The following is a 21,090-nucleotide window of genomic DNA, read 5'->3' as shown; positions in this document are numbered from 1 at the left end:
GGTCAAGGGTTACCCGATTGCCGGTGCGGTTGAGGGCGCGTCCATGTGCCCCATTTGCTTTCAAAGTACGCCTGGTTCTTGTCCCACAGTGCTTGATATTCGCCGCTGGCGATCAGCTTCTTGAAGGACGCCTGCCCGTAGTGGTGGATGAAGGCATCCTCGGCGCACACGGTCCTCAGGCCGGCCGCCTGGATGCGCCGGCTATAGTCATCGTCTTCGAACATACCGATGCCGAACGCCTCATCCAGCCAACCGATGCGCTCCAGCACCTCGCGGCGCATGGCCACGCAGAACATGGCGAGCATGCTGATATCGAAGGTGCGGCCGCGATGCCGCGCAACGTGCTGATCGGCGAAGGCCTCCATGTGCTCAAGGCCGACGTAGTCGACGACCACCTTCGCTTCGTTGCCTACCGAGTTGGTCATCGGGCCGACCAGGCCAATCTGCGGGTCTTGCAGGTGGCGCAGCAACGGGTCGACCCAGCCCTTGGGCACCACGGTGTCGTTGTTGAGCAGCACCAGGTATTCCCCGGTCGCCAGGCGCAGCCCCTGGTTGTTGGCGGCGGCGAAGCCCAGGTTGCGGTCATTGAGCACCAGCGTGACGTTCGCTTGGGTGCGGCCCAGGTAACGCAGGTAGTTGCGCGTGTCGTCGGAGGACGCGTTGTCGACAATGATCAGCTCGTAATCGGGGTACGTGGTGTTGCGCAGCAGGCTTTGGATACAGCCCTGGGTCAGTTCGACGTTGTTGTAGGTGACGATCACGATCGACACTTTCGGGTGCAAGGCCGTCAGCGCGCTGAGGTTGGTGTCGAAGCGGTGGCGCCAGTCATTGTCGCTGGCGAGCGCGACGCGTCGGGTGGCGGCCTGGGTATCGGTTTCGTTCAGGGCGCGCTCGATCTGCTCGATGAAGGCCTGTGGTTCGCTGGCGAAATACACGAAATCCGCGTAGATCTGCATTTCTTCCAGCGGCACCGACACCACCGGTTTGCCGGCGCTGATGAATTCGTAGAACTTCACCGGATCGACCGCATGGGTCACGTTATACAGGCGGAATGGGATAAGGCAGACATTGAAGTGGTAGAGGTACAACGGCATCTGTGCATAGGGCTTCCTGCCGAGCAAATGCACGTTGGGCAGGCGGTCCAGCCCGGTCAGGTCCTTGACGAAAATGTCGCCGATCAGCACAAAGTTCCAGTCCGGCCGCAGCTGGGCGATGCTCGCGATCAGCGCCAGGTCGACCCATTCGGCCAGGGCGCCGTAGAAGCCGATCAGGGGCCGCTCGATCTCCGCCATCAGGGCATTGGGTACACAATTGCGGTCGAAGAATTCGAAATCCACGCCATTGCGCAGCAACAGGCAGTTACGGCTCATCGGCGCCCATTTTTCCTGCAACAGCGCGGCGGTGACCGTCACCAGGTCGGCGTCTCGGACCAGGGTGTGTTCTTCCTCCAGCAACGTCTGGCCGATCCCCGGAAAGCCCACCCAATCGTCCATGCAGTCGTACTGGATTTTCCAACCGTGGGCGCTGCGCAACCGCTGCGCGAGCGGGGCCCAGAAGGCCAGGTGCACCACGCTCACCGCGGTTTTTATGCGCAAGTCGTTAGCCAGCGCATCGATCGCGCTGGCGTAGGCGAGCAGGTGTTTTTCCGGCATACGCTGGTGGTAGTAGTCCACGAACGCGTCGCGCTGCAACGTCACCTCGAATACCCCGGGCGACACTTCCAGGGTGCTGTAGGCCTGGCCGGGCTCGGCGCTGCGGGAGGGCACGATGTAGAACACGCGGTAGCCGTGACGGGCGAACTGGCTCATCAACTGCTGGGGTCGCTGGAAGCGCGCGGCCCAGTCGATATTGGCGAAGCAGAGGATGTCGAAGCGCGCCTCTGATGACGATAAATCAGCCGATGGCGACAGCGGGTTTTTCGACGCAGTGTGCAACGGCAGAGGTTGCCCGTGCAGGAAGTCGGGGGTGTCGTCTTCGGTGTGCCGTGACCGATACCTGAACCAATGCAGCAGCGCTCGCAATGGCCGGGTGATCCGCCACGAGCGGGTGTTTTTCAACATGGCGATGTAGGCCAGCGCCGCATTTCGTTCCCTGATGGCCGCATCGCGTTCCACGTGGGCGCTTTCGCGCTCAAGGGTGGCCAGATTGTCCTTATCCATGGTGGGGTCCTTCACGAAAACGTTGTGCTGTGCTGTTCGCCGTAAGTGTGCAGCGGTGTCGGGTCGTTGGCTGGCCACATCGAGCTGGTAGACCCTGGGCGGTAAAACGTCACTGTCACGCTGCGCCTGGAAGAGCCGCAACCCTCCACCACCCGCGAAACGGCATGCCAGGAGTTGTCGGCGCGCACGAGAACCGCCGAGTTACCGACCTCGGGCGTCACTTGCGCGACGATATCGGTCGGGCTGGCAGAGCCGAGGATCTGCAGGCAGCCGCCGTCGGCGGGGTCCCAGGTCTGGTTGAAGTACAAGATGTGCGTGACCAGTTTGTCGTCCAGGTCCGGGTGCGGCCCGAGGTTGGCCCCGGGGCCGTAGTGGAACAGGTTGGCCTCCATGGGCGCCTCGGTCACGTCCACCCCGGTCAGGGCGGAGATAGCCTGACGGTATTGCGGTGAACAGAGGCTGTGGGCCAGTGCCCGCCATTGCAGACTCAAAGCCTGTGGGTTGACCACCTCGTGGCTGCCCATGGCGATCAATTGCCGCGCTTCGTACTCGTAGTCCTTGGCGCCGCCGTAGCCGGAGACCGTCTTGAAGTGGTCGTGCGGGTAGGTTTGCGCCAGCGCCCTGGCATTTTCGGGAGCGTAAAGCTCGCCGATTTGCGCCCAGGAAAAAGGTTCGGTTTGCAGGCGGTGGGCCGTCAGTTTGCTCAGGTCAATCATGTCGAAGGGCTCCCAGCCATTTCTTCAGGGTACGGCGAAGACGGCGCAACGGCGCCGTCAGCTTGAACGAGTTGGAGCGATACAGCATTTCCAGTGCCTGTTGATGTTGCTCGCGTTCGCGTTGCCGGTCCTCGGCCAAGCCTTGGAGCTGTGAGTGCAGGTCTTCGAGAACGCCCGGCAAGGCTTGCCAGTAGCGGTTGAGCGCGGGCTGCGTGGGCCTGCGACCTTCGCGGATCAACGCGGCCACGCGGTCCCAGTGCGCATCGATCTGCACCATCGCGTGGGCGGTCACCTGGGACACCGGCTGCTTGCCCAACTGTGCGCGAAACCACTGCGGATCAATCGGCTGGTCCCGGTGTAATTGGAATATTCGCCCATGGCTGGGCAACGCGGTGTATTTGCCGGTGCCCAGGTCCGCCGAGCAGAAGATCGGCACACCAAAGGCCAGTGCACTGATCGCCAAGTGGTAGCTGTGGCCGATCACCCCTTCGGCATGGGCGAGCAACTCCGCCAGCAGCAGGGGCTCGGGCCAGAAGGGCAGGCGCCGCGAGCGCGCAAGGCCGTCGCCCAGCACGCTTTCATGATCACCGAGCACCGGCCCTATGGGCAGCAGCAGCAGTTGCACGTCATCGAACTGCTCGGCATGGGTTTGCCACAGCTGCAGGAAGCTGTCCAACCCCCACATTGCATGCACCACCAGATAGGGTTGGGTCAGGCCGGCGCTGCTGCACAGCTCCAGGAACCGGGTAGAAGGCGATTGAGGGTCGAGCAGCCGTGGCAGGCCAAAGGCCGTGTCGGGGAGCACCTCGACGTGGGCCGTCGGCGACAGCTGGGCCAGGGCCGCTTGGGACAGCACATCGCGTACCCTGATATGCGGGCTGTGTTCGAGGGTCAGTTTCACCAACGGCGCGGCCCATGGCGGGATGTCGTTGCAATGCATGCCTGGTGCATTCCAGATCAGCGGGACGCCGTGTTGCAACGCGATCAGTGCGGGCGTCAGCCAGTAACCGGTGGGGTGGTGAATGGCGGCATCCGGGGGGGAATAACCGGTGGCGACCAGCTTGTCGAAACGCACAATGAAACCACCGCCGATCAACACCCCATCCAACTGACCCGCGATGTCCGGCAAGCGGGTCAGTGATGTGACCTCGTACGGCCATTCGGGCGGCGTTTTCCCGTGATAGGAAAACCGGTGCAGCGTTATCGCGCCCAGGCGCCGGGTCAATTCCGCCTCGGCGAGGATGGGAAACAGCAGGTCGCCATAATTGGCGACATCGAACGTCCCGAAGATCCCGACCTGCCACTCTCGGCTCATGGCAGCACCCCCGGTTCATTCGTGTGAGGGGGCTGACCGGCTTCTATTCCCAGGTCGACGAACCCGAGGAATTCCTTGGCGCCCGGCAAGGTGTCGAATGCCAGCAGCGCGACCTGCTTCTCGATCAACTGCGCGGTTTCTTCGAGGTGGCCATTCATCAGTTTCAGCGTGATGTGGTACTTGCCGGCCGCGAGGTTGGCGGGGAAGCGGACGTTGAGCGTCGCCTTGCGCCAGCCGTCTTGCGCTGCCTCCGGGTGCAGCGGCAGGTTGGCGCCACCGATCACCAGCAGGCGCGCCTCCTGGATCGTGACACTGAGGGTCGGCAGCTTGATGCTGTCGCGAACCTGACTTTCGACACGCAGTTCGATGGTTTCGCCATACACAAAACTCGAATACAGGCTGTCCGTGTTGGTAAAGCAGGCCGCAACGATATGGCCCTCATCGGTGCCAAAGGCGATGCCACCCTGTTGGGCAAGAAACGCCTTGGGGGCAACCGCCACCGCGCCGCCACTGGCCCAGCGACGCTGTTCGTCACGCATCTCCAGCAGGTAGAGTTCGGCCATTTCTTCGGGAGAGCCACTGGCGCGCACCTGGCCCTCACGCAGGTAGATCACCCGATTGCAAAAGCGTTTGACCATGCCCATGTCATGGGACACAAACAGCAGCGTCGTGCCTTGCTGCGTGAGCGCTTCCAGCCGATTGAGGCACTTGAACTGAAAGGACGCGTCACCCACTGCCAGGGCTTCATCGACGATCAGGATGTCGGGCTCCACGCACACCGCGACGGCGAAGGCCAGCCGCACCAGCATGCCGCTTGAATAGGTCTTGGTGGGTTGGTCGATAAAGTCGCCAATATTGGCAAAGTCGGTGATCTGGGCAAAACGGGCGTCGATTTCCGCGTGACTGAGCCCCAATACGGCACCGTTCATATAGACGTTTTCACGCCCGGTGAAATCGTGATTGAACCCCGAGCCCAGCTCCAGCAACGCCGCCACGCGGCCCTGGCTCTGAAGGGTGCCGGAGGTGGCACTGAGCGTGCCGCAGATCAGTTGCAACAGCGTCGATTTGCCGCTGCCGTTGCGGCCGATGATCCCGACGGTTTCACCTTTGCGCAGTTCCAGCGACACGTCCCGAAGTGCCCAGAACTCACGATAAAAATGTTTTTTGCCGCGAGACAACAGCTGCCACAGGCGATCCCTGGGCGTGTCGTAGATGTGATAGCTCTTACTCAGGTGGGCCGTTTGTACGGCGATGTCAGAGCACATCGGCAAATCCTTTGCGGGTTTTCTGGAACCAGGTGAACCCCAGCCAGGCGACGCCACCGGCCACGAGCAGGCCGCAGGCCCAGGTGAAAGGGTCCGGCACCACGCCCCAAAACAGCACGTCACGGGCCTGTTCGACCACCAGGGTGAGCGGGTTGAGGTGGAGGATGCCCTGGTAGGCCGGCGGAAATGCGCTGGTCGGATAAAAAATCGCCGAGACAAACATCAATGCCGTGGTCAGTACGCCCACCATCTGGCCGACATCACGCAGGTAAACGCCCAGCGATGCCAATAGCCAGGCGATTCCCAAGGTGAAGAGCACCAGCGGCAACAGCACCAAGGGCAGCAACACACTGGTCAGGGGCGGCAAGCCGAAAAACACCAGGTGGAAGACCAGCCAGATCACCAGGCTGGCCAGGGTATGGAACAACACGGCGCCCAACACCACCCACGGCAGGATCTCCAGGGGGAACATGACTTTCTTGACGTAGTTGGCATTGGCGATGATCAGGCCCGGCGCACGTCCCACGCATTCGGCGAACACGTTGAACACCAGCAGGCCGGCAAACACCAGCAGCGCGAACTCGGTGCGCGAACCGTCGCCCGCGGGCCAGCGCAGCTTGAACATCACGCTGAACACGAAGGTGTAGACCAGTAACATGAATAGCGGGTTAAGGAACGACCATAACAGCCCCATGATGGAGCCTCGATAACGCCCAATCACTTCCCGCTGGACCATGGAAAATAATAGCTCTCTATGTCGCCACGGGCTGGAAAACATACCAGCCCGCGCGGTTGTTTCACTCATGCAGCGATTCCCATTGCCAGTGCGGTGCGCCCATGAGTCTAGTCAGCAATTGCAGTTTAGCTATGTGACGTTGAGTGATTGTTCGACCGAGGGGGGATGCTCATGCGTCAGCCTGTCTGCACGCGATCACAGCAGCGGATAAATTTTTTGCTGGCACCGCTTGAAATTTTTCCCCCTGAACCTACTTAGGTTTTACGCGATGCCGACTACGGGTCGCGTCTCAAATCACTTGGAGAAAACTCAGGAGATTTTGCAATGGCTACTACTCTTTCGTTGGCCCCACTGTTCCGTCATTCCGTCGGCTTTGACCGTTTCAACGACCTTTTTGAATCGGCGCTTCGCAGCGAGGCCGGTACCACCTACCCACCCCACAACGTCGAAAAACACGGTGAAGATCACTATCGGATCGTCATCGCGGCGGCAGGCCTGGTGGAAGATGACCTGGAGATCCAGGTGGAAAAAGGCGTGTTGACCGTCGCCGGTGGCAAGCGCGAACACAACGAGGGCATCACCTACCTGCACCAAGGCATCGCCCAGCGCGCGTTCCGTTTGTCGTTCCGCCTGGTCGACCACATCGAAGTGCAGGGCGCACAACTCGCCAATGGGTTGCTGAGCATCGACCTGCTCAGGGAGGTCCCGGAGGAAGCCAAGCCTAAGCGCATTGCGATTGGCGGTGCTGCCAAGGCGGATGTGAAAACCATCAGCGAGCAGTAAGGCTGGAATGAATAAAGGCGCTCTTGGGAGCGCCTTTGTTCTGCCCAATGATTAACAGTCATGTGCTGTGTCTGTGTATCGTTCAGGTCTATGATTTATTCGAGCCCGGATGTAGTCAGTTCAACTCCATGCTTGAAGGCGCATCAACCCGCTCCCCTATCTGCCAGGAGGACCAACGTGCATGGCATTCACCACGCTGATACTGGATGCACCCGGCCCGCCGTTGCTATTCGAGGAAGTCGACCGATTCCTTGAGTTGGGCTTGGTCGTCACCCTGAATCTCTACTATTTCACGGATAAACCCAGTATCCGCAAGCACTATGGCGAGCGCATCCGGTACACCGAGATCAATGGCCACGACCGGCAAGCTTTCATCGACGCCGTGACTCAGGCCGGGGGGTATAGCGTGTTCAAGACGCGCCTGAATATTCCCATTGAGGGCGAACTGATCCGCGCCGCGGCATCATCGGCGTTGCCAACGCCGCTGCGCGCCATCGCCCAAGCGGGTGCAGGCGTTAACCATATCGACCGGCAAGAGGCTGAGCGCTGTGGCGTGAGCGTACTCAACACGCCGGGCTCTAACGCGGCGGCGGTGGCCGAATACGTCGTCGCCCAGGCGTTGTTTTTATCCAGGGACCTGGACCACTACAACACCGAAACGCACAGCGGTCGCTGGGCCAAGGGCACCTTGGCGCCAGGCCTCGAATTCGGCGAACTCACGCTGGGGCTGGTCGGCACCGGCAGCATTGCCCAAGCCGTCGCGCGCAAAGCGGGATCGCTCGGTATCAAGGTCATCGCCTGCGGTTCAGAGCGTTTTACGCAGCAGGTCGCGCGCAGCCTTGGGTTTGAGCGACGGCAAACCCTCGAGCAATTGCTGGGCGAGGCCGACGTGGTTTCTCTCCACGTACCGCTGACACCGCTCACCCAAGGCCTGTTCGGCCTTGCCCAGTTCAGGCAGATGCGCCAAGGCTCGATACTGATCAATACCGCTCGCGGTGGCATCGTCGATGAAGCCCAGTTGGCAAGCTTCATGACCGCGTTTCCCCGGCATATAAAAGCGGTCGCCATCGATACCTTTGTCCGCGAAAAAGACCGTTTTGACTCGCCACTGGCAGGCATCGGCAATGCCCAACTGACACCGCATATCGCAGGTAACACGACGACGGCGATCCGTAAGGCTTCACGGCAGATTGTCGACAAGATCCACTCGCTCAGCCTGGCTGCGGACGCAGGTTAACCACCGACCTGCTCATGGCCATCGGCTCGTTCGCCTGCTTGCTGATGCTGCTGACCATGACCGAGCCGGTGCCTGTGAGCGTTACCAGCGATACGTCAACGAACTGACCAACTGTCGCTCATCGCCATAGCGGCAAATCGCGAATTCGCAGTAGGTGTAGCGCTTGTTGGTGACGTTATTGGCGTTCAGCGCGACTTCCCAATGCGGGTCTATTTCGTAGCTGGCGCGGGCGTCGTACAGGGTATAAGCGGGCATCGATGACGGCACGCCGGAGGCCTGGGTGGTGCCTTTGTAGCGGGCGCCGCCGCCGATGCGCAGTTGCGGGATGCCGAGCGCAGCCAGGCGGTAATCGGCCCAGAGGGCGGCCTGGTGGTAGGGGGTGTCTTCGCTGCGTTGGCCGATTTCGCTGGCGATATCGCTTTTGGTGATGCGTGCGTCGATGTACGCGTAGGAGGCGATCAGGCTGAGGTCTGGGGTGACTTCGGTCTTGGCTTCCAGCTCGAACCCACGGGAGCGCACTTCGCCGACTTGTACCGAGAAATTGAGGTCGGTGCGGTCCTGGCTCAGCACGTTTTGCTGCTCCAACTGGTACACCGCTGCACTCAACAGCGTGGCGCTGCCCTCGGGTTGATAGCGGATACCGATTTCATACTGCTTGCCTTCGGTGGGAACAAATGTTTGTCCCGCTTTGTTGGTGCCGGCCACCGGGAAGAATGACTCGCTGTAGCTGATGTAGGGCGCCAGGCCGTTGTCGGCCTTGTACACCAGCCCTGCACGCCAGGTGGTGGCTTCATCGCTCTGGCTGCTCTTGGCCGAACTGCGGAACAGTTCGGTGTCCTGGTCGGCCCAGTCATGACGGCCGCCCAACAGCAAAATCCAACGCTCATCAAATTTGATCTGGTCCTGGAAGTAGATGCCTTTTTGCAGGGTGTCGATCTGCGAGCCACGGTCGGTCGCGGGGTTCTTGTTGACCACCACCGGCTGGCCGTAGTTGTAAGTCGCCAGGTTCAGCGACGGAGCGGTGCCACGGAAGTTGTGCGAGTCATAGCTGGTGTCGTAGCCATCGAAGCCGAGCAGGAAGGTGTGCTGCCAGTCGCCGAACTGCCATTTGCTCTCGATATTGGTGTCGCTGGCCAGGCCCCGCGAGCGTTCCTGGCGGTCGCTGTATTGGCGCCGCAGCAGGCCGGTGGTTTGCGCGGTGCCGATGTTGGTGCCGGTGATGTTGACTTGCAGGTAACGCCACGTCACATCCGACTGGTAGTAACGCAGCTTGTTGCTGATACGCGTGTGTTCATCGAAGCGGTGTTCGAACTCATAGCCGAGTGCCGACATCTCGCCGTTCATTTCGTCGTAGTCCGGCTCGCCGATAAAGTCGTGACGGCCGATCTGGAACCGGCCTTCGCCTACGCCTTTGGTCAACTGATAGGGCAGGGGCGCGGAGAAGCCGGTTTCGGTCTTCTGGTAGAACGACAGCAGGGTCAGCGAGGTGTCGTCATCGGGCCGCCAGGTCAGGGCCGGGGCGACGTAGATCTTGTCGTTGTTGATGTGGTCGGCGGCGGTGTCGCTCTTGCGATCGAGCAGGGTCAGGCGGTAGCTCAAGGTGTCGCTGTCACCCAACGGGCCGGTGAAGTCCGCGGACAGTTGCTTGCGGTCGTTCTGCCCGGCTTGAAGGTTGATCTCGTGGTAGGGCGTCTGGCTGGGGCGCTTGCTCACGGTATTGATCAGGCCGCCCGGCGACAGCTGGCCATACAGCACCGACGCCGCGCCGCGAATCACTTCGGCCCGTTCCAGGCCATAGGGTTCCTGCACGCCGTCGTAGGAGTTGTTCTGCAAGCGCAGGCCGTCGCGCAGGGAGCCGCCGGTGGCCGATTCCACATCGAAACCGCGAATGCGGAAGCGGTCCGAGGTGCGGTTGAAACTGGTGGGCTGGCTGGTGAAGCCCGGGGTCAGGTCGAGGGTTTGTGACAGGGTTTCCGATTGGCGGTCGCGGATCTCGTCGCTGGTGACCACCGACAGCGATTGCGGGGTTTCGATGATCGGGGTGTCGGTCTTGGTGGCGCTGAGGTTGCGCGTGGCCACATAGCCTTTGACATGCTCGGTGCTGCTTTCTTCGATTCGCCCGGTGATCGCCGTAGGACTCAGTTCCAGGGAACCTGTGGTGTTGATCGGTACCAGCACGTAGCCATTGGCGCCTTGCACCGCCTGCAAGCCACTGCCGCGCAGCAACTGGGCAAAACCCTGGGCCACCGGGAAGTCGCCTTGCAGGCCGCTGGTGTTCAGGCCGGCCACGGTTGTGCTGTCGAACAACAGCGCCACATGGGCCTGCTGGGCGAACTGGTTCAACGCAGGTCCCAGGGCCCCGGCGGCAATGGCATAACGCGCCGCTTCCTGCGCCGCCACCGGGCTGCACACCCCTAGATTCAGCACGGCCAGGCTGGCCAGGTTGATCGCCAGGGCGAGGGGTAAGGGAGAACGCTTGAGGTGGCGTGGCATGGAAGAAATTCCTGTTATTGAGGTGCTTTCTTCCTTGACGGGGCAGGCGTGAAAAGCGGAACCCGGCAGGCGAAACTATTTTTCCAGGCGTTCGACCTGCAACCACCACGGGCTGAACGCGCGGATGCGTACCGGCAGGGCGTCGGCAATCAATTGCAGGGCGCGACGCGGGTTGTCCAGCGGCAACACCGCCGAAACGCGCAGGTCGGTCAGCTGCTGGCGATCGAACTGCACGTGGCCGCCGTACTGGCGCGCAAGTTCGTCGAGTACCTCCGGCAAGGGACGGTCCTGCACCACCCATTGATGGTGCTTCCAGGCGTCGTCCGTGGCGCGCGGGTCGATCCTGCCCAGCCGCGTGACTGCGTCCGGGGTGATGCGTGCCTGTTCGCCGGCGCTGACCTGGACAGCGTCATGCTGGCTGGCGTCGGTGGCGGCGACGCTCGATTCGAGCATGCTCAGCAGCGTGCCCGGTGCTTCGCGCTTGACCGTGAAGCGCGTGCCGAGGGCGCGCATCTGGCCGTCGTCGGTCACCACCGTAAACGGCCGCGTCGCATCGTGGGCAACTTGCACGAGGATTTCGCCGCGCAGCAAGCGCACCTGGCGCTGCTGGCCGTTGAAGGTCAGGTCGACGGCGCTGTTGCCGCTGAGGGTCAATTGCGAGCCGTCTTCCAGATTGACCTGCTGCCATTGCGCCGGTGCGGTGCGCTGGTCGGCCAGCCAGTAACTGGGCGGGTAAGTTCGCAGCGCCAGGGCCACCGGCAACGCCAGCAGCACACCCAGCAGCACGCGGCCGGCCGGGTTGCGCCGACGTACCCGGGCGGCTTCCAGCGCGGCCTGCACCGGCGCCTGTTGCGGACGCAACGCCTGCAAACGGCCGACAAAACCCTGCAAGCGTTCAAACGCGGCCACGTGCTGTGGGTCGGCGGCTTTCCAGCGTTCGAATTGCTGTTGCTCGCGCTCACTGAGGTTGCCTTCGTTCAGGCGAATCACCCAGTTGGCGGCCTGCTGGTCGAGGTCGGCGCTCATACGTCCAGGGCGTGGTTGCAGTGCATCAGCGCGTTCATCAAGTGCTTGCGCACCATGCGCTCGGAAATCCCCAGGCGGCTGGCGATCTCGCTCTGGCGCAGGCCTTCGAGGAAGTACAACAGGAACGCCTGCCGTGCATTCAGGGCCAGGCCGTCGAGCACGAAGGCAATCTGTTCCAGCGCTTCCAAGGTGACGAGGATCTGTTCCGGCGACTGCTGGCACTGCTCCATCATCTCGACGGTCAGCGCCAATTCCCGCAGGTAGGTGTCTTCCAGATGACGCCGGCGTGCGCGGTCGATGATCAGGTGGCGCGCCGTTGTGGTGAGAAACGCCCGGGGCTCGCGCATGCCACCGAGGGCGTCGCGGGAGGAGAGGATTCGCACAAACGTATCGTGGGAAAGATCCGCAGCGTTATGGGGGCAACCCAGCTTTTTGCGCAGCCAGCCGAACAACCAGCCATGGTGCTCGGTGTAGAGCGCATGGACGGCGTGGTTCAAGGGAAGGTCGCTGGCCGACATGGGAGGATACGTCTGCGGATAAGAATTATTCGCAAGATTAGCGGTGTGCCATCAGCGAAAGCAAGCGTGTCCAGCATGGAGTGTTGTATTTATATCGCCTGGGCTGACCGGCCGATGGGTAATCCACTCATGGAAGCCGGTTATTTCGAAGGTTTGCTACGGGGCGGCACCGTCGAGGCGGCAATATCCCAGGTCAGCAGGAGTTGGCTGATCGCTGCGTGGAGGGTGGCATGGGGCACGTCGTCCCGCGCCAATATCGAAACCCCCTGCAAAAAACTGTCAAACACACTCGCCATCGCGGCGGGCTGGGTCTGCTGCGGCAACTGGCCCAACCTAACCGCGCGCTCCACACACGCCACAATCCCCGCCCGCGTGCGCAGGCGCGACTGGGTCAACCCGTCGGCCACCCGCGCATTTTCCGGGCTGGGCGCACTCATCACGCCCAGCGCGACCATGCAGCCCTTGGGGTGCCCGTCTTCGCACTGCATGCGCACAGATTGGCGCAGCGCGGTTTCGACGGCCTGGCGCGGGGGCAGGCTTTCGTCCCACAGGCATTCGGTGACCTGGGCGTAGGTCGCCAGGTAGCGCTTTACGCACTCGTCGAACAACGCCTCCTTGGAACCGAATGCCGCGTAGAAACTCGGCGCGGAGATCCCGCCACCCAAACCCGCCTTGAGCTGGGCCAGGGAGGTGGCGTCGTAGCCATGCTGCCAGAACAGGTGCATCGCCTGTTCCACGGCGTGTTCGCGGTCGAAGGTGCGGGGGCGGCCCATTTGTGCCATGTCAGGTCTCCGGTGGGAAAGCGAGATAAATACTAGTCGATACATAAGTCGTTGACAACGCGCACTGATCGCCCGCAACATTTATATCGATCAGTATCTAAGTCTTGCCCAAGGAGTTTCCCGTGACCCCCTCACTCACTTTATCGGCCGCATCCGAGCGCTTGCCCATCGGCGCCTTGCTTGCCCTGGCCATGACCGGCTTCATCTGCATCGTCACCGAAACCCTGCCCGCCGGCCTGTTGCCGTTGATCAGCGACGGCCTGGCGATTTCGCCGTCGATGGCTGGGCAGATGGTCACCGCGTATGCGCTGGGCTCGGTGCTGGCGGTGATCCCCATGACCATCGCCACCCGTGGCTGGCGCCGGCGCAATGTGCTGCTGCTGACCATCGTCGGTTTCCTGCTGTTCAACTCAATCACTGCAGTGTCGTCCCACTATGGCGTAACGCTGGTGGCGCGCTTCTTTGCCGGGGTGGCGGCGGGGTTGGCCTGGAGCCTGCTGGCCGGTTACGCGCGGCGCATGGTCGCGCCCCACCAACAGGGCAAGGCACTGGCGCTGGCGATGGTCGGTACGCCGATTGCGCTGTCGTTGGGGGTGCCGTTGGGTACCTGGCTCGGTGGCCTGGTGGGCTGGCGCACCACGTTCGGCCTGATGTCGGCGGTGAGCCTGGTGCTGATCGCCTGGGTGCTGGTGAAAGTCCCGGACTACGCGCCGCAACCCGCCCATCAACGCCTGTCGCTGCGCAAGGTGCTGACCACGCCGGGCGTGCGCCCGGTGCTGGCGGTGGTGATCAGTTGGATGCTGGCCCACAACATGCTGTACACCTACATTGCCCCGTTCGTGGCGCCGGCGGGCCTGGCCGAGCGCGTGGACCTGGTGTTGCTGGTCTTCGGGATCGCTGCGTTGGCGGGTATTTGGATCACGGCCAGATTGGTCGAGCCGTTATTGCGCAACACCGTACTGGTGAGCCTGGCGACGTTTGCGGCGGTAAGCGTGCTATTCGGCGTGCTGGGGAATGTGCCACTGGTGATCTACCTCGGCGTGGCGGTCTGGGGCCTGAGCTTTGGCGGTGCCGCAACCTTGCTGCAAACCGCCCTGGCGGATGCGGCGGGGGACGGCGCGGATGTGGCGTTGTCGCTGAACGTGGTGGCATGGAACAGCGCAATTGCCGGCAGCGGCGTCGCAGGCGGTGTGTTGCTGGACCGCTGGGGCGTAGCGGCGTTTCCCTGGGCGATGCTGGGGTTGATCGGGCTGGCGCTGGTGATTGCCTGGGCGGCGCGTGGCCATGGTTTCAGGCCCGGACGGCGCACCGCGCATAGGGCAGTAGGCCATTAACCCCTCGGTCGAGCGCGATTGGGTGTACGATCAGTGTCAACTCATCCGATATAAGCCCGTCATGTCCACGCTAAGCGAAGAGAGCCGCCAGATCGTAGCTTCTCTGGCGCACCGTGTTGGCCCTACCGTTGACCCTGCAAGCATCGCTGAGGCGATCGTTTCGATGCTGCAGGATATCGACGCAGCACTCACACCCATTATCGGTCAGCAAGGTGCCGTGGCGCTGCTGCGTCGCAGCCTGCGCCTGAGCGTCCTGACGCATTCGCGCCTGGCCGATACCTACGACCGCGTGCAGGCTGCGCCGGACCTGAGCGATCTCAAAGCCCTATTGATCGAGCAGACTGAAGCCGATGCGCTGTTCTTCGGTGAAGTACTGCTGACCACTTTCTACACATTGCTGACCACGCTGATCGGGGCTTCGCTGACTGCCCGTTTGCTGCGCGACGTGTGGGAGCCCTCCTTGAGCGACACCCCTTCGCAGGAACAATCGCCATGAGCACCAAAGTAACTATCAACCGCCTGGCCACCGGCGTGCCAGGACTGGACGAGGTGCTGGGCGGAGGATTGCCGGAGTTTTCGTTCAACCTGATCGCAGGCCCGCCTGGCTGCGGCAAGACCACGCTGGCGCATCAAATGATGTTTGCCCTCGCAACGCCGGAGCGACCTGCACTGTTTTTCACGGTATTGGGCGAGCCGCCGTTGAAGATGCTGCGCTATCAGCAGCAGTTCGATTTTTTCGACAGCGAGGCGATCAACCAGTCGATCCGCTATATCAACCTGGCCGACGACACGCTGGCCGGCAACCTGGACGAAGTGCTACGGCGCATTGTCAGCGAGGTGGAGGCGCATTCGCCGTCGCTGGTGTTTGTCGACTCCTTCCGCTCGGTGGTACTGGCCAGCCAGACGCAGCACAACCCTAACAACAACTTGCCGCAGTTCGTCCAGCAACTGGGCATGTTGATGACGACGTGGCAGGCGACGACCTTCCTGATCGGTGAGTACTTCACCGAAACCGACACCAACCCTATCTTCACCGTGGCCGATGGCTTGATCTGGCTGCGCCAGAGCGTCGAGCGCAATTCGATGGTGCGCAAGATGGAAATCATGAAGATGCGTGGCCAGCCGACATTGCCGGGGCTGCACACTTTCCGGATTGCCAGCTCTGGCATCAAGGTGTTCGCGCCTGCCGCGCTTAACGCAGTTGAGGCGCCGATGACGCTGCCGGTGCAGCGCCTGAAAATGGGCGTGCCACGCCTCGACGAAATGCTCGGTGGCGGGCTGCCCAAGGGCTATTCGCTGCTGGTGGCCGGGCCCTCCGGGTCGGGCAAAAGCATCCTGGCGGCGACCTTCCTCGCCGAGGGCGCGCGCAATGGTGAAACCGGCGTTATCGCCGTGTTCGAGCAGCGCCCCCACCACTCACAGAACGCCACCCTGGCCAACCTGATTCAAAGTGGGCAAGTCGGCCTGGTCGACAGCCGCGCACCTGACTTGTCCATTGATGAAATCGTCCAGCTGCTGCTCAGCGAGATCCGCCGCTTGAACGCCACGCGCGTGGTCATCGATTCGCTGTCGGGCTTCGAGCTGGCCCTGGCGCCGACCTTTCGCGAGGACTTCCGTGAGTCGCTGTCGCGCATGGTCACGGCGTTGACCGGTGCCGGGGTGAGCGTATTGATGACCTCGGAGCTGGAAGACCGCTACACCGACCTGCGTTTCAGCCCTTACGGCACGGCGTTCCTTACCGATGCGATCATTGTGCAGCGCTACATCGAGGTGCGCAGCCGGCTGCTGAGGATCATGGCCGTGGTCAAGGTGCGTGCCAGCGCGCACTCCGATGAACTGCGCCAATACCACATCAATGACGATGGCCTGCAGATCGGTGAAAGGCTTGCGGAGCAGGAAGGCTTGCTCGGGGGGCGGCCAACCGCACTGCACCCGTCAGGGGCAGGAGACGGAAATGTTTGAGCTGAGCCATGAGTAAAGGCGAAGGGCAGGACGAGCGTGAAGTGGCCAGTGCCGCTCATGAACTCTTCCTGCTTGGCCAGAAAACGGTTGAGGCCCGCGCGGTACTGGCGGCATTGCAGCAACAGCTGAGTGAGGCCAACAGCCGCCTGGTGGATTCCCAGCACGTCGAACAACTGATCGAGGCCAACCAGCAATTAGTGCTGGCGATACTGCTGGCGCAATCGGACGCCGTCGCGGCCCCTCATCTGGAGGAGCAGCACCTCTACCAGGAACTGCGCGAGGCCAACGCGCAACTGGTGATCGCGGCGCTCAGCGCCCAGGACCTCCAGGCAACTGCCGAGCGAGCGTTGGGCCAGCAGAAAAACATCCTCACCATGGTCGCCCATGAGCTGCGCAACCCGCTGACGCCGATCAGCCTGATCGCCGAGCGTATGGTCCGGTTGCCGAGCGACCAGTTGCCGCGCATGCGTGAGCTGATCGAGGGGCAGGTCCAGCATATTTCCCAACTGGTCGACGACCTGCTGGATGTGTCCCGCGCCAGCACCGGCAAGTTGTGTATCAACCGCAGTCAGGTGGATATGCTGCGTATCCTCAATGCCGCGATCGACGCCTGCAGCCCTGTGATGATCACGCGCCAGCAGCAATTGGACGTCGAGCTTCCCGACGCCAGTTTGAGCATCAACGGCGACCCTGGGCGGCTCGCGCAGATTCTGCATAATCTGCTGGCCAACGCGGCCAAGTACACGCCCATCGGCGGGCGCATCAAGGTGGCTTGTACCGCGCAGGCCGGGGTGCTGAGGATAAGCATCAGCGACAACGGCATCGGCGTCACCGCCCAGGCACTGCCGTTTATTTTTGATCCTTATGTGCAGGACGTGCACGCCGTCGGCTTCAACGGCGCCGGCCTGGGCATCGGCTTGACGGTGGTGCGTGAACTGGTCGAGGCACACGGCGGCAGCGTGACGGGCATGAGCGAGGGGCATGGCAAGGGCAGCGAATTTGTGGTGACGCTGCCCCTGATGGATTAAGGGATCAAACGCGCTGCGCGCAGTTGGTCGAACACCTCGAAGAACGCCTGGTCGCTGGCCTGGTAGGCGGTAAAGCCCAACTTGCGGCTTTTGGACATATCCGTGACCACCTCGATGGGCCGGCCCAGGTCGGCGTCGGTGTGCCAGGGCGAGACCAGGCGACTGATGTCGGTTTCTTTCAACCCGTGTTTGGCCGCGATCTCGCTCCAGGCACCCTGGTCATCGGCCATCTGGCGCTCAAGCGGCGAGGGTTTGGCCGGGAACTCTGCGGGTACAAGACCAAAATAATCGGCGATCTGCGCCCACATCCATTTCCACCGAAACACGTCGCCATTGGTGATGTTGAACGCCTGGTTGGCCGCCGCCGGCGTGGTGGCCGCCCACAGCTGTTGTTGCGCCAGTTGCCGCGCATCGGTCATGTCGGTGAGGCTGTCCCATTGCACGCGGGAGCCTGGGAATACAAACGGGCGTCCGGTGTGCTTGCAGACACTGGCATAGACGGCGAGGGTGGTCGCCATGTTCATCGCATTGCCCACGGCCACACCGGTGACGGTGTGCGGGCGATGCACGCTCCAGGTGAAGCCGTCCTTTTTGGCGGCGGCGAACACTTCGTCTTCCTGGGCGTAGTAGAAGTTCTCCACGTCCAGGCGGCCTTGCTCTTCGCGGAACGGGGTGTGCGGCAGGCTGCCCTTGCCATAGTTTTCGAACGGCCCGAGGTAGTGCTTCAGGCCGGTGACCAACGCCACATGCCGGACGCTCCCGGCGGGGCGCACGGCGTCCAGCACGTTGCGCACCATGGCCGCGTTGACGCGGATGTTCTCGGCTTCGGTGGCCTGGCGTGACCAGGTGGTGATGAATACATGGGTAGGTTTCAGATCGGCCAGGGCTTGTTGCAGCGATGCCGGGTCCTGCAAGTCGGCGGCGACCGGAATCACGCCTGGCACCCGCGAGGGCTGACGAGACAGCGCGGCGACCTGCCACTGTTGGTCGAGCAGTAACTGGGTGATGGCGCTGCCAACGATGCCGCTGGCGCCCACGACTAATGCGGTCTGGGTCATAGGTTTCTCCCGAGGATGTAGGGTTCTGAGCCTCCAGGTGTAGGAGAGGTTCAACCTTATCCGTGGGTCTCGCGGCACCAAACACACGAATCAGGGTCCATAAGCCCCGCACGAACCTTCGCGCTCATCCGTTACCCTCACCATAAGATTTAACGCATGTACCTACGCACCATCGCAGTCGGGCTGTCGGCCCTTGTTTTGCTTTCTACCGCTGTAGAAGCCCGCAGTCTGGCAAACCCTTACACCCCCACCGAGCAACGCGCCTCATTCGATGGCTGCGCCGATCTCTTCCCTGCCGCCGCCCCGATCAAGACGGCTACCGTCCCGGCGTCGATGAAGCCGCTGGCGCTGTGTTCCGAGACGTTTGCGGTGCTCTACTCACAAACCAGCAAGACTCCGCTGGTGGTGGTCGAACGCCTGAACGCCGCGCAGTTGAAAAATGCCAAAGGCGAGGAGCGCACCAACCAGTTCTACGCCGACCCACGCATTCCCAAAAGCGGCCGCGCGGAGCTGAGCGACTACCGCAGCCAGCACCCGGCCATGGACCGTGGCCACCAGGCCCCAGCCGCCGACGCACCCAACGCACGAGCCATGGCCCAATCCTTTGCGCTGTCGAACATGGTGCCCCAAGACCCTACCAACAACCGCAAGATCTGGAGCAAGGTCGAGGCCGACGTGCGCAAGTTCGCGGTGCGCGCGGGCGGTGATGTGTATGTGTTCACCGGGCCGCTGTTCGATCCGGGCTACAGCACCATCGGCGATAACAAGGTCTGGGTGCCCACGCGCCTGTTCAAGCTGGTGTACGACGCATCCTCCCAACGCGCCTGGGCCTACGTGCTGCCCAACGCCGAAACCCGTATCCAAAAGCCGATGAACTACGACACCTTCGTGAAAAGCACCGGGCTCAAATTGCTCGGTAATCTTCCGGTGTCAGGGTCGGTTGGGCGCTCCTGAGCACGCGGCTTACCTGGCTTTTTTCAACGCCTTCAAGCGTTGGGTCGCACGTTGCACGGCGGCCATTTTCTCGGGGCGCTTCATGCGTTTCCACTTGCGGATGTCGTCCTTGCTGCGTCCACAGCTGACGCACAGGTCGCCGCTGAGCTGGCAGGTTGAAACGCAGGGGTTTTCGATGTCTTTAGCCAAGAGGTCACCTGCAGATGGGGTAAAGGGGCGCACTCACGCCGAACGAAACTCAACGGTGAGGTGGCTCACTTCATGCACCGGCTTGAGGCGCTCACGAATGCGCTCGGCATCCGTGGTCGCCTGGCCGAGCACACTCACAATCGCCGCGTGGGCGTCGGGGCCGACGCGCCACACGTGCAGGTCGGTAATCCTGGCGTCGCCGGGTTGCTCGACCAACTCGCGGATCTCGGCGGCGACGTGCTCATCGGTTTGATCCAGCAGCACGCCGGCGGTCGCGCCCATCAGGCTCCAGGCCCAGCGCGCAATCACGATGGCGCCCACGATGCCCATCACCGGGTCCAGCCACACCCAGCCCAGGTAACGCCCGGCCAATAGAGCGGCGATGGCGAGGACGGAGGTCAGCGCATCGGCGAGCACATGCACATAGGCGGATTTCAGGTTGTTGTCGTTGCCGTGGTGGTGATGCTCGTGGTCGTGGTCGTGGTCATGTCCGTGGCTGTGGCTGTGGCCGTGACCCAGCAACAGCGCACTGACGATGTTCACCACCAGGCCCACGATGGCAATCAGGGTCGCGGTACCGAACTGCACCTCGGTGGGTTCAAGCAGGCGGATCAGCGACTCGACGCCAATGCCCAGGGCCACCAGCGCCAGGATCAGTGCCGAGGCGAAGCCACCCAGGTCGCCCACCTTACCGGTGCCGAAGCTGTAGCGCGGGCTGCGCGCGTGGCGTTTGGCATAGGCATAGGCTGCGGCGGCAATGCCCAAGGCACCGGCATGGGTAGCCATATGAAAACCGTCGGCCAGCAGGGCCATGGAGCCAGTGAGGTAGCCGGCGGCAATTTCCGCCACCATCATCACCACCGTCAGCATCACCACCCACAGGGTGCGCCTGGCGTTCTCTTCGTGGGCGGCGCCGAGGAACACATGGTCGTGGGCATGGTGTGTGATGAGCGTCATTTGGCGTAACGCCGGATGGCTTCGAGCAGTTCTTCGACGCCCTTGTTGCGTTCTTCCTCGCTGAGGGAGGGGGCTGCCACGTGCGCCCTGGCGTGCTCTTCGATGATTTCTTCCATCAAGCCGTTGATGGCGCCGCGCGTAGCGGCCACCAGGTGCAGGGTCTTGGCGCAGTCAGCGTCCGACTCCAGGGCTTTCTCCACCGCCTGAATCTGCCCGGCGATGCGTTTAACCCGTTTTATCAGGCTGTCTTTATTGGCTGCGATATGGCTCACGGTATACCCCCCCTACCTATAGTGGGGCGGATGGTGTCATACCCCACCCCCCTATACAAGATGACCGGGGCGAGGGTTACTTGGGCCGGTCCAACCGATGCCGCAGGGTGTAGATCGCAGCACCCACTGCCAGGATGCCCGACAACGCGCCGCCCCCCAGCGCGGGCCCAGGTGGTCCGCGACTCAGCCGACGCAGGGCGATCACCCGGCCGCGCGTGGCGGGTTCGGTGGTGAGTTGCCTCGAGCCTCGCTTAAGCTCGACAACTCCCACAGGCTATACTCGCCCGTTCGAAATCCCTCTTCAAA

The 21,090-nt window shown here is 62.4% G+C and carries 20 protein-coding genes; 7 read left to right on the top strand and 13 right to left on the bottom strand.

Going from position 1 to position 21,090, the window contains the following annotated elements:
- Positions 1-2: 2 nt before the first annotated feature.
- Genes AB1462_RS22940 through AB1462_RS22920 form a run of 5 tightly spaced genes read right to left on the bottom strand, consistent with a single transcriptional unit; the run spans position 3 to position 6,260 of the window.
- A complete protein-coding gene (locus AB1462_RS22940) occupies positions 3-2,159 on the bottom strand; it encodes a glycosyltransferase (protein WP_367247994.1) in 2,157 nt (718 codons plus the stop codon).
- 11 nt (positions 2,160-2,170) lie between these two features.
- Positions 2,171-2,875, bottom strand: a complete 705-nt coding sequence (locus AB1462_RS22935; protein ID WP_259192019.1) for a 2OG-Fe(II) oxygenase — start codon at positions 2,873-2,875, stop codon at positions 2,171-2,173.
- On the bottom strand, positions 2,868-4,190 hold the full coding sequence (locus AB1462_RS22930) for a polysaccharide pyruvyl transferase family protein (protein WP_259192018.1): 1,323 nt from the start codon (positions 4,188-4,190) through the stop codon (positions 2,868-2,870). Before AB1462_RS22930 ends, AB1462_RS22935 begins: the two co-directional genes overlap by 8 nt.
- Entirely contained in the window at positions 4,187-5,455 is a 1,269-nt protein-coding gene (locus AB1462_RS22925; protein WP_259192017.1) for an ABC transporter ATP-binding protein, read from the bottom strand. Before AB1462_RS22925 ends, AB1462_RS22930 begins: the two co-directional genes overlap by 4 nt.
- The gene (locus AB1462_RS22920; RefSeq protein WP_259192016.1) at positions 5,445-6,260 is read right to left on the bottom strand and encodes an ABC transporter permease; all 816 of its coding nucleotides are present in this window, start codon (positions 6,258-6,260) and stop codon (positions 5,445-5,447) included. Before AB1462_RS22920 ends, AB1462_RS22925 begins: the two co-directional genes overlap by 11 nt.
- Before the next feature lie 255 nt (positions 6,261-6,515).
- On the opposite strand from AB1462_RS22920, the gene AB1462_RS22915 reads away from it, so the two are divergent.
- Together AB1462_RS22915 and AB1462_RS22910 are read left to right on the top strand one after the other, a co-directional pair.
- Entirely contained in the window at positions 6,516-6,974 is a 459-nt protein-coding gene (locus tag AB1462_RS22915; RefSeq protein WP_090406878.1) for an Hsp20 family protein, read from the top strand.
- Between the two features lie 181 nt (positions 6,975-7,155).
- Positions 7,156-8,211, top strand: coding sequence for an NAD(P)-dependent oxidoreductase (locus AB1462_RS22910; RefSeq protein WP_367247993.1), 1,056 nt, complete (start codon positions 7,156-7,158; stop codon positions 8,209-8,211).
- 81 nt (positions 8,212-8,292) lie between these two features.
- Here AB1462_RS22910 and AB1462_RS22905 read toward each other — a convergent pair whose 3' ends face one another.
- From AB1462_RS22905 to AB1462_RS22890, 4 genes are all read right to left on the bottom strand, one after another.
- Entirely contained in the window at positions 8,293-10,704 is a 2,412-nt protein-coding gene (locus tag AB1462_RS22905) for a TonB-dependent siderophore receptor (RefSeq protein WP_259192013.1), read from the bottom strand.
- A 75-nt stretch (positions 10,705-10,779) separates the two neighbouring features.
- Positions 10,780-11,730, bottom strand: a complete 951-nt coding sequence (locus tag AB1462_RS22900; RefSeq protein WP_090406869.1) for a FecR family protein — start codon at positions 11,728-11,730, stop codon at positions 10,780-10,782.
- Positions 11,727-12,248, bottom strand: a complete 522-nt coding sequence (locus AB1462_RS22895) for a sigma-70 family RNA polymerase sigma factor (protein WP_367247992.1) — start codon at positions 12,246-12,248, stop codon at positions 11,727-11,729. The genes AB1462_RS22900 and AB1462_RS22895 overlap by 4 nt, the downstream gene beginning before the upstream one ends.
- Before the next feature lie 140 nt (positions 12,249-12,388).
- Entirely contained in the window at positions 12,389-13,030 is a 642-nt protein-coding gene (locus AB1462_RS22890; RefSeq protein WP_315337037.1) for a TetR/AcrR family transcriptional regulator, read from the bottom strand.
- Between the two features lie 122 nt (positions 13,031-13,152).
- On the opposite strand from AB1462_RS22890, the gene AB1462_RS22885 reads away from it, so the two are divergent.
- From AB1462_RS22885 to AB1462_RS22870, 4 genes are all read left to right on the top strand, one after another.
- Positions 13,153-14,364: an MFS transporter gene (locus AB1462_RS22885; protein WP_367247991.1), complete on the top strand. Its 1,212-nt coding sequence runs from the start codon at positions 13,153-13,155 to the stop codon at positions 14,362-14,364.
- A gap of 163 nt (positions 14,365-14,527) precedes the next feature.
- Positions 14,528-14,860, top strand: coding sequence for a hypothetical protein (locus AB1462_RS22880; protein WP_244176384.1), 333 nt, complete (start codon positions 14,528-14,530; stop codon positions 14,858-14,860).
- Positions 14,857-16,326 carry an RAD55 family ATPase gene (locus tag AB1462_RS22875; RefSeq protein ID WP_367247990.1) on the top strand — a complete coding sequence of 490 codons (1,470 nt, stop codon included), beginning with the start codon at positions 14,857-14,859 and terminating at the stop codon, positions 16,324-16,326. The genes AB1462_RS22880 and AB1462_RS22875 overlap by 4 nt, the downstream gene beginning before the upstream one ends.
- An 8-nt stretch (positions 16,327-16,334) precedes the next feature.
- Entirely contained in the window at positions 16,335-17,354 is a 1,020-nt protein-coding gene (locus tag AB1462_RS22870) for a HAMP domain-containing sensor histidine kinase (RefSeq protein ID WP_259192009.1), read from the top strand.
- On the opposite strand, the gene AB1462_RS22865 is transcribed toward AB1462_RS22870, so the two are convergent.
- A complete protein-coding gene (locus AB1462_RS22865) occupies positions 17,351-18,412 on the bottom strand; it encodes an SDR family oxidoreductase (RefSeq protein ID WP_367247989.1) in 1,062 nt (353 codons plus the stop codon). The genes AB1462_RS22870 and AB1462_RS22865 overlap by 4 nt on opposite strands.
- A gap of 156 nt (positions 18,413-18,568) precedes the next feature.
- On the opposite strand from AB1462_RS22865, the gene AB1462_RS22860 reads away from it, so the two are divergent.
- Positions 18,569-19,366 (top strand): DNA/RNA non-specific endonuclease, encoded by a 798-nt coding sequence (locus AB1462_RS22860; RefSeq protein ID WP_367247988.1) that lies wholly within the window; start codon positions 18,569-18,571, stop codon positions 19,364-19,366.
- A gap of 9 nt (positions 19,367-19,375) precedes the next feature.
- Here the strand turns inward: AB1462_RS22860 and AB1462_RS22855 are convergent, their stop codons facing one another.
- From AB1462_RS22855 to AB1462_RS22845, 3 genes are read right to left on the bottom strand one after another with little or no spacing between them, the layout of a single operon-like run.
- Positions 19,376-19,555, bottom strand: a complete 180-nt coding sequence (locus AB1462_RS22855) for a DUF1289 domain-containing protein (protein WP_090406844.1) — start codon at positions 19,553-19,555, stop codon at positions 19,376-19,378.
- Between the two features lie 33 nt (positions 19,556-19,588).
- Positions 19,589-20,512, bottom strand: coding sequence for a CDF family Co(II)/Ni(II) efflux transporter DmeF (gene dmeF / locus AB1462_RS22850; RefSeq protein WP_367247987.1), 924 nt, complete (start codon positions 20,510-20,512; stop codon positions 19,589-19,591).
- A complete protein-coding gene (locus tag AB1462_RS22845) occupies positions 20,509-20,784 on the bottom strand; it encodes a metal/formaldehyde-sensitive transcriptional repressor (protein WP_367247986.1) in 276 nt (91 codons plus the stop codon). Before AB1462_RS22845 ends, dmeF begins: the two co-directional genes overlap by 4 nt.
- Between the last annotated feature and the right edge of the window lie 306 nt (positions 20,785-21,090).

It is taken from the genome of Pseudomonas sp. SB113 (assembly GCF_040754745.1).
In the GTDB taxonomy this organism is placed as follows: domain Bacteria; phylum Pseudomonadota; class Gammaproteobacteria; order Pseudomonadales; family Pseudomonadaceae; genus Aquipseudomonas; species Aquipseudomonas grimontii.
This window is presented reverse-complemented; position numbering and strand designations above follow the sequence as displayed.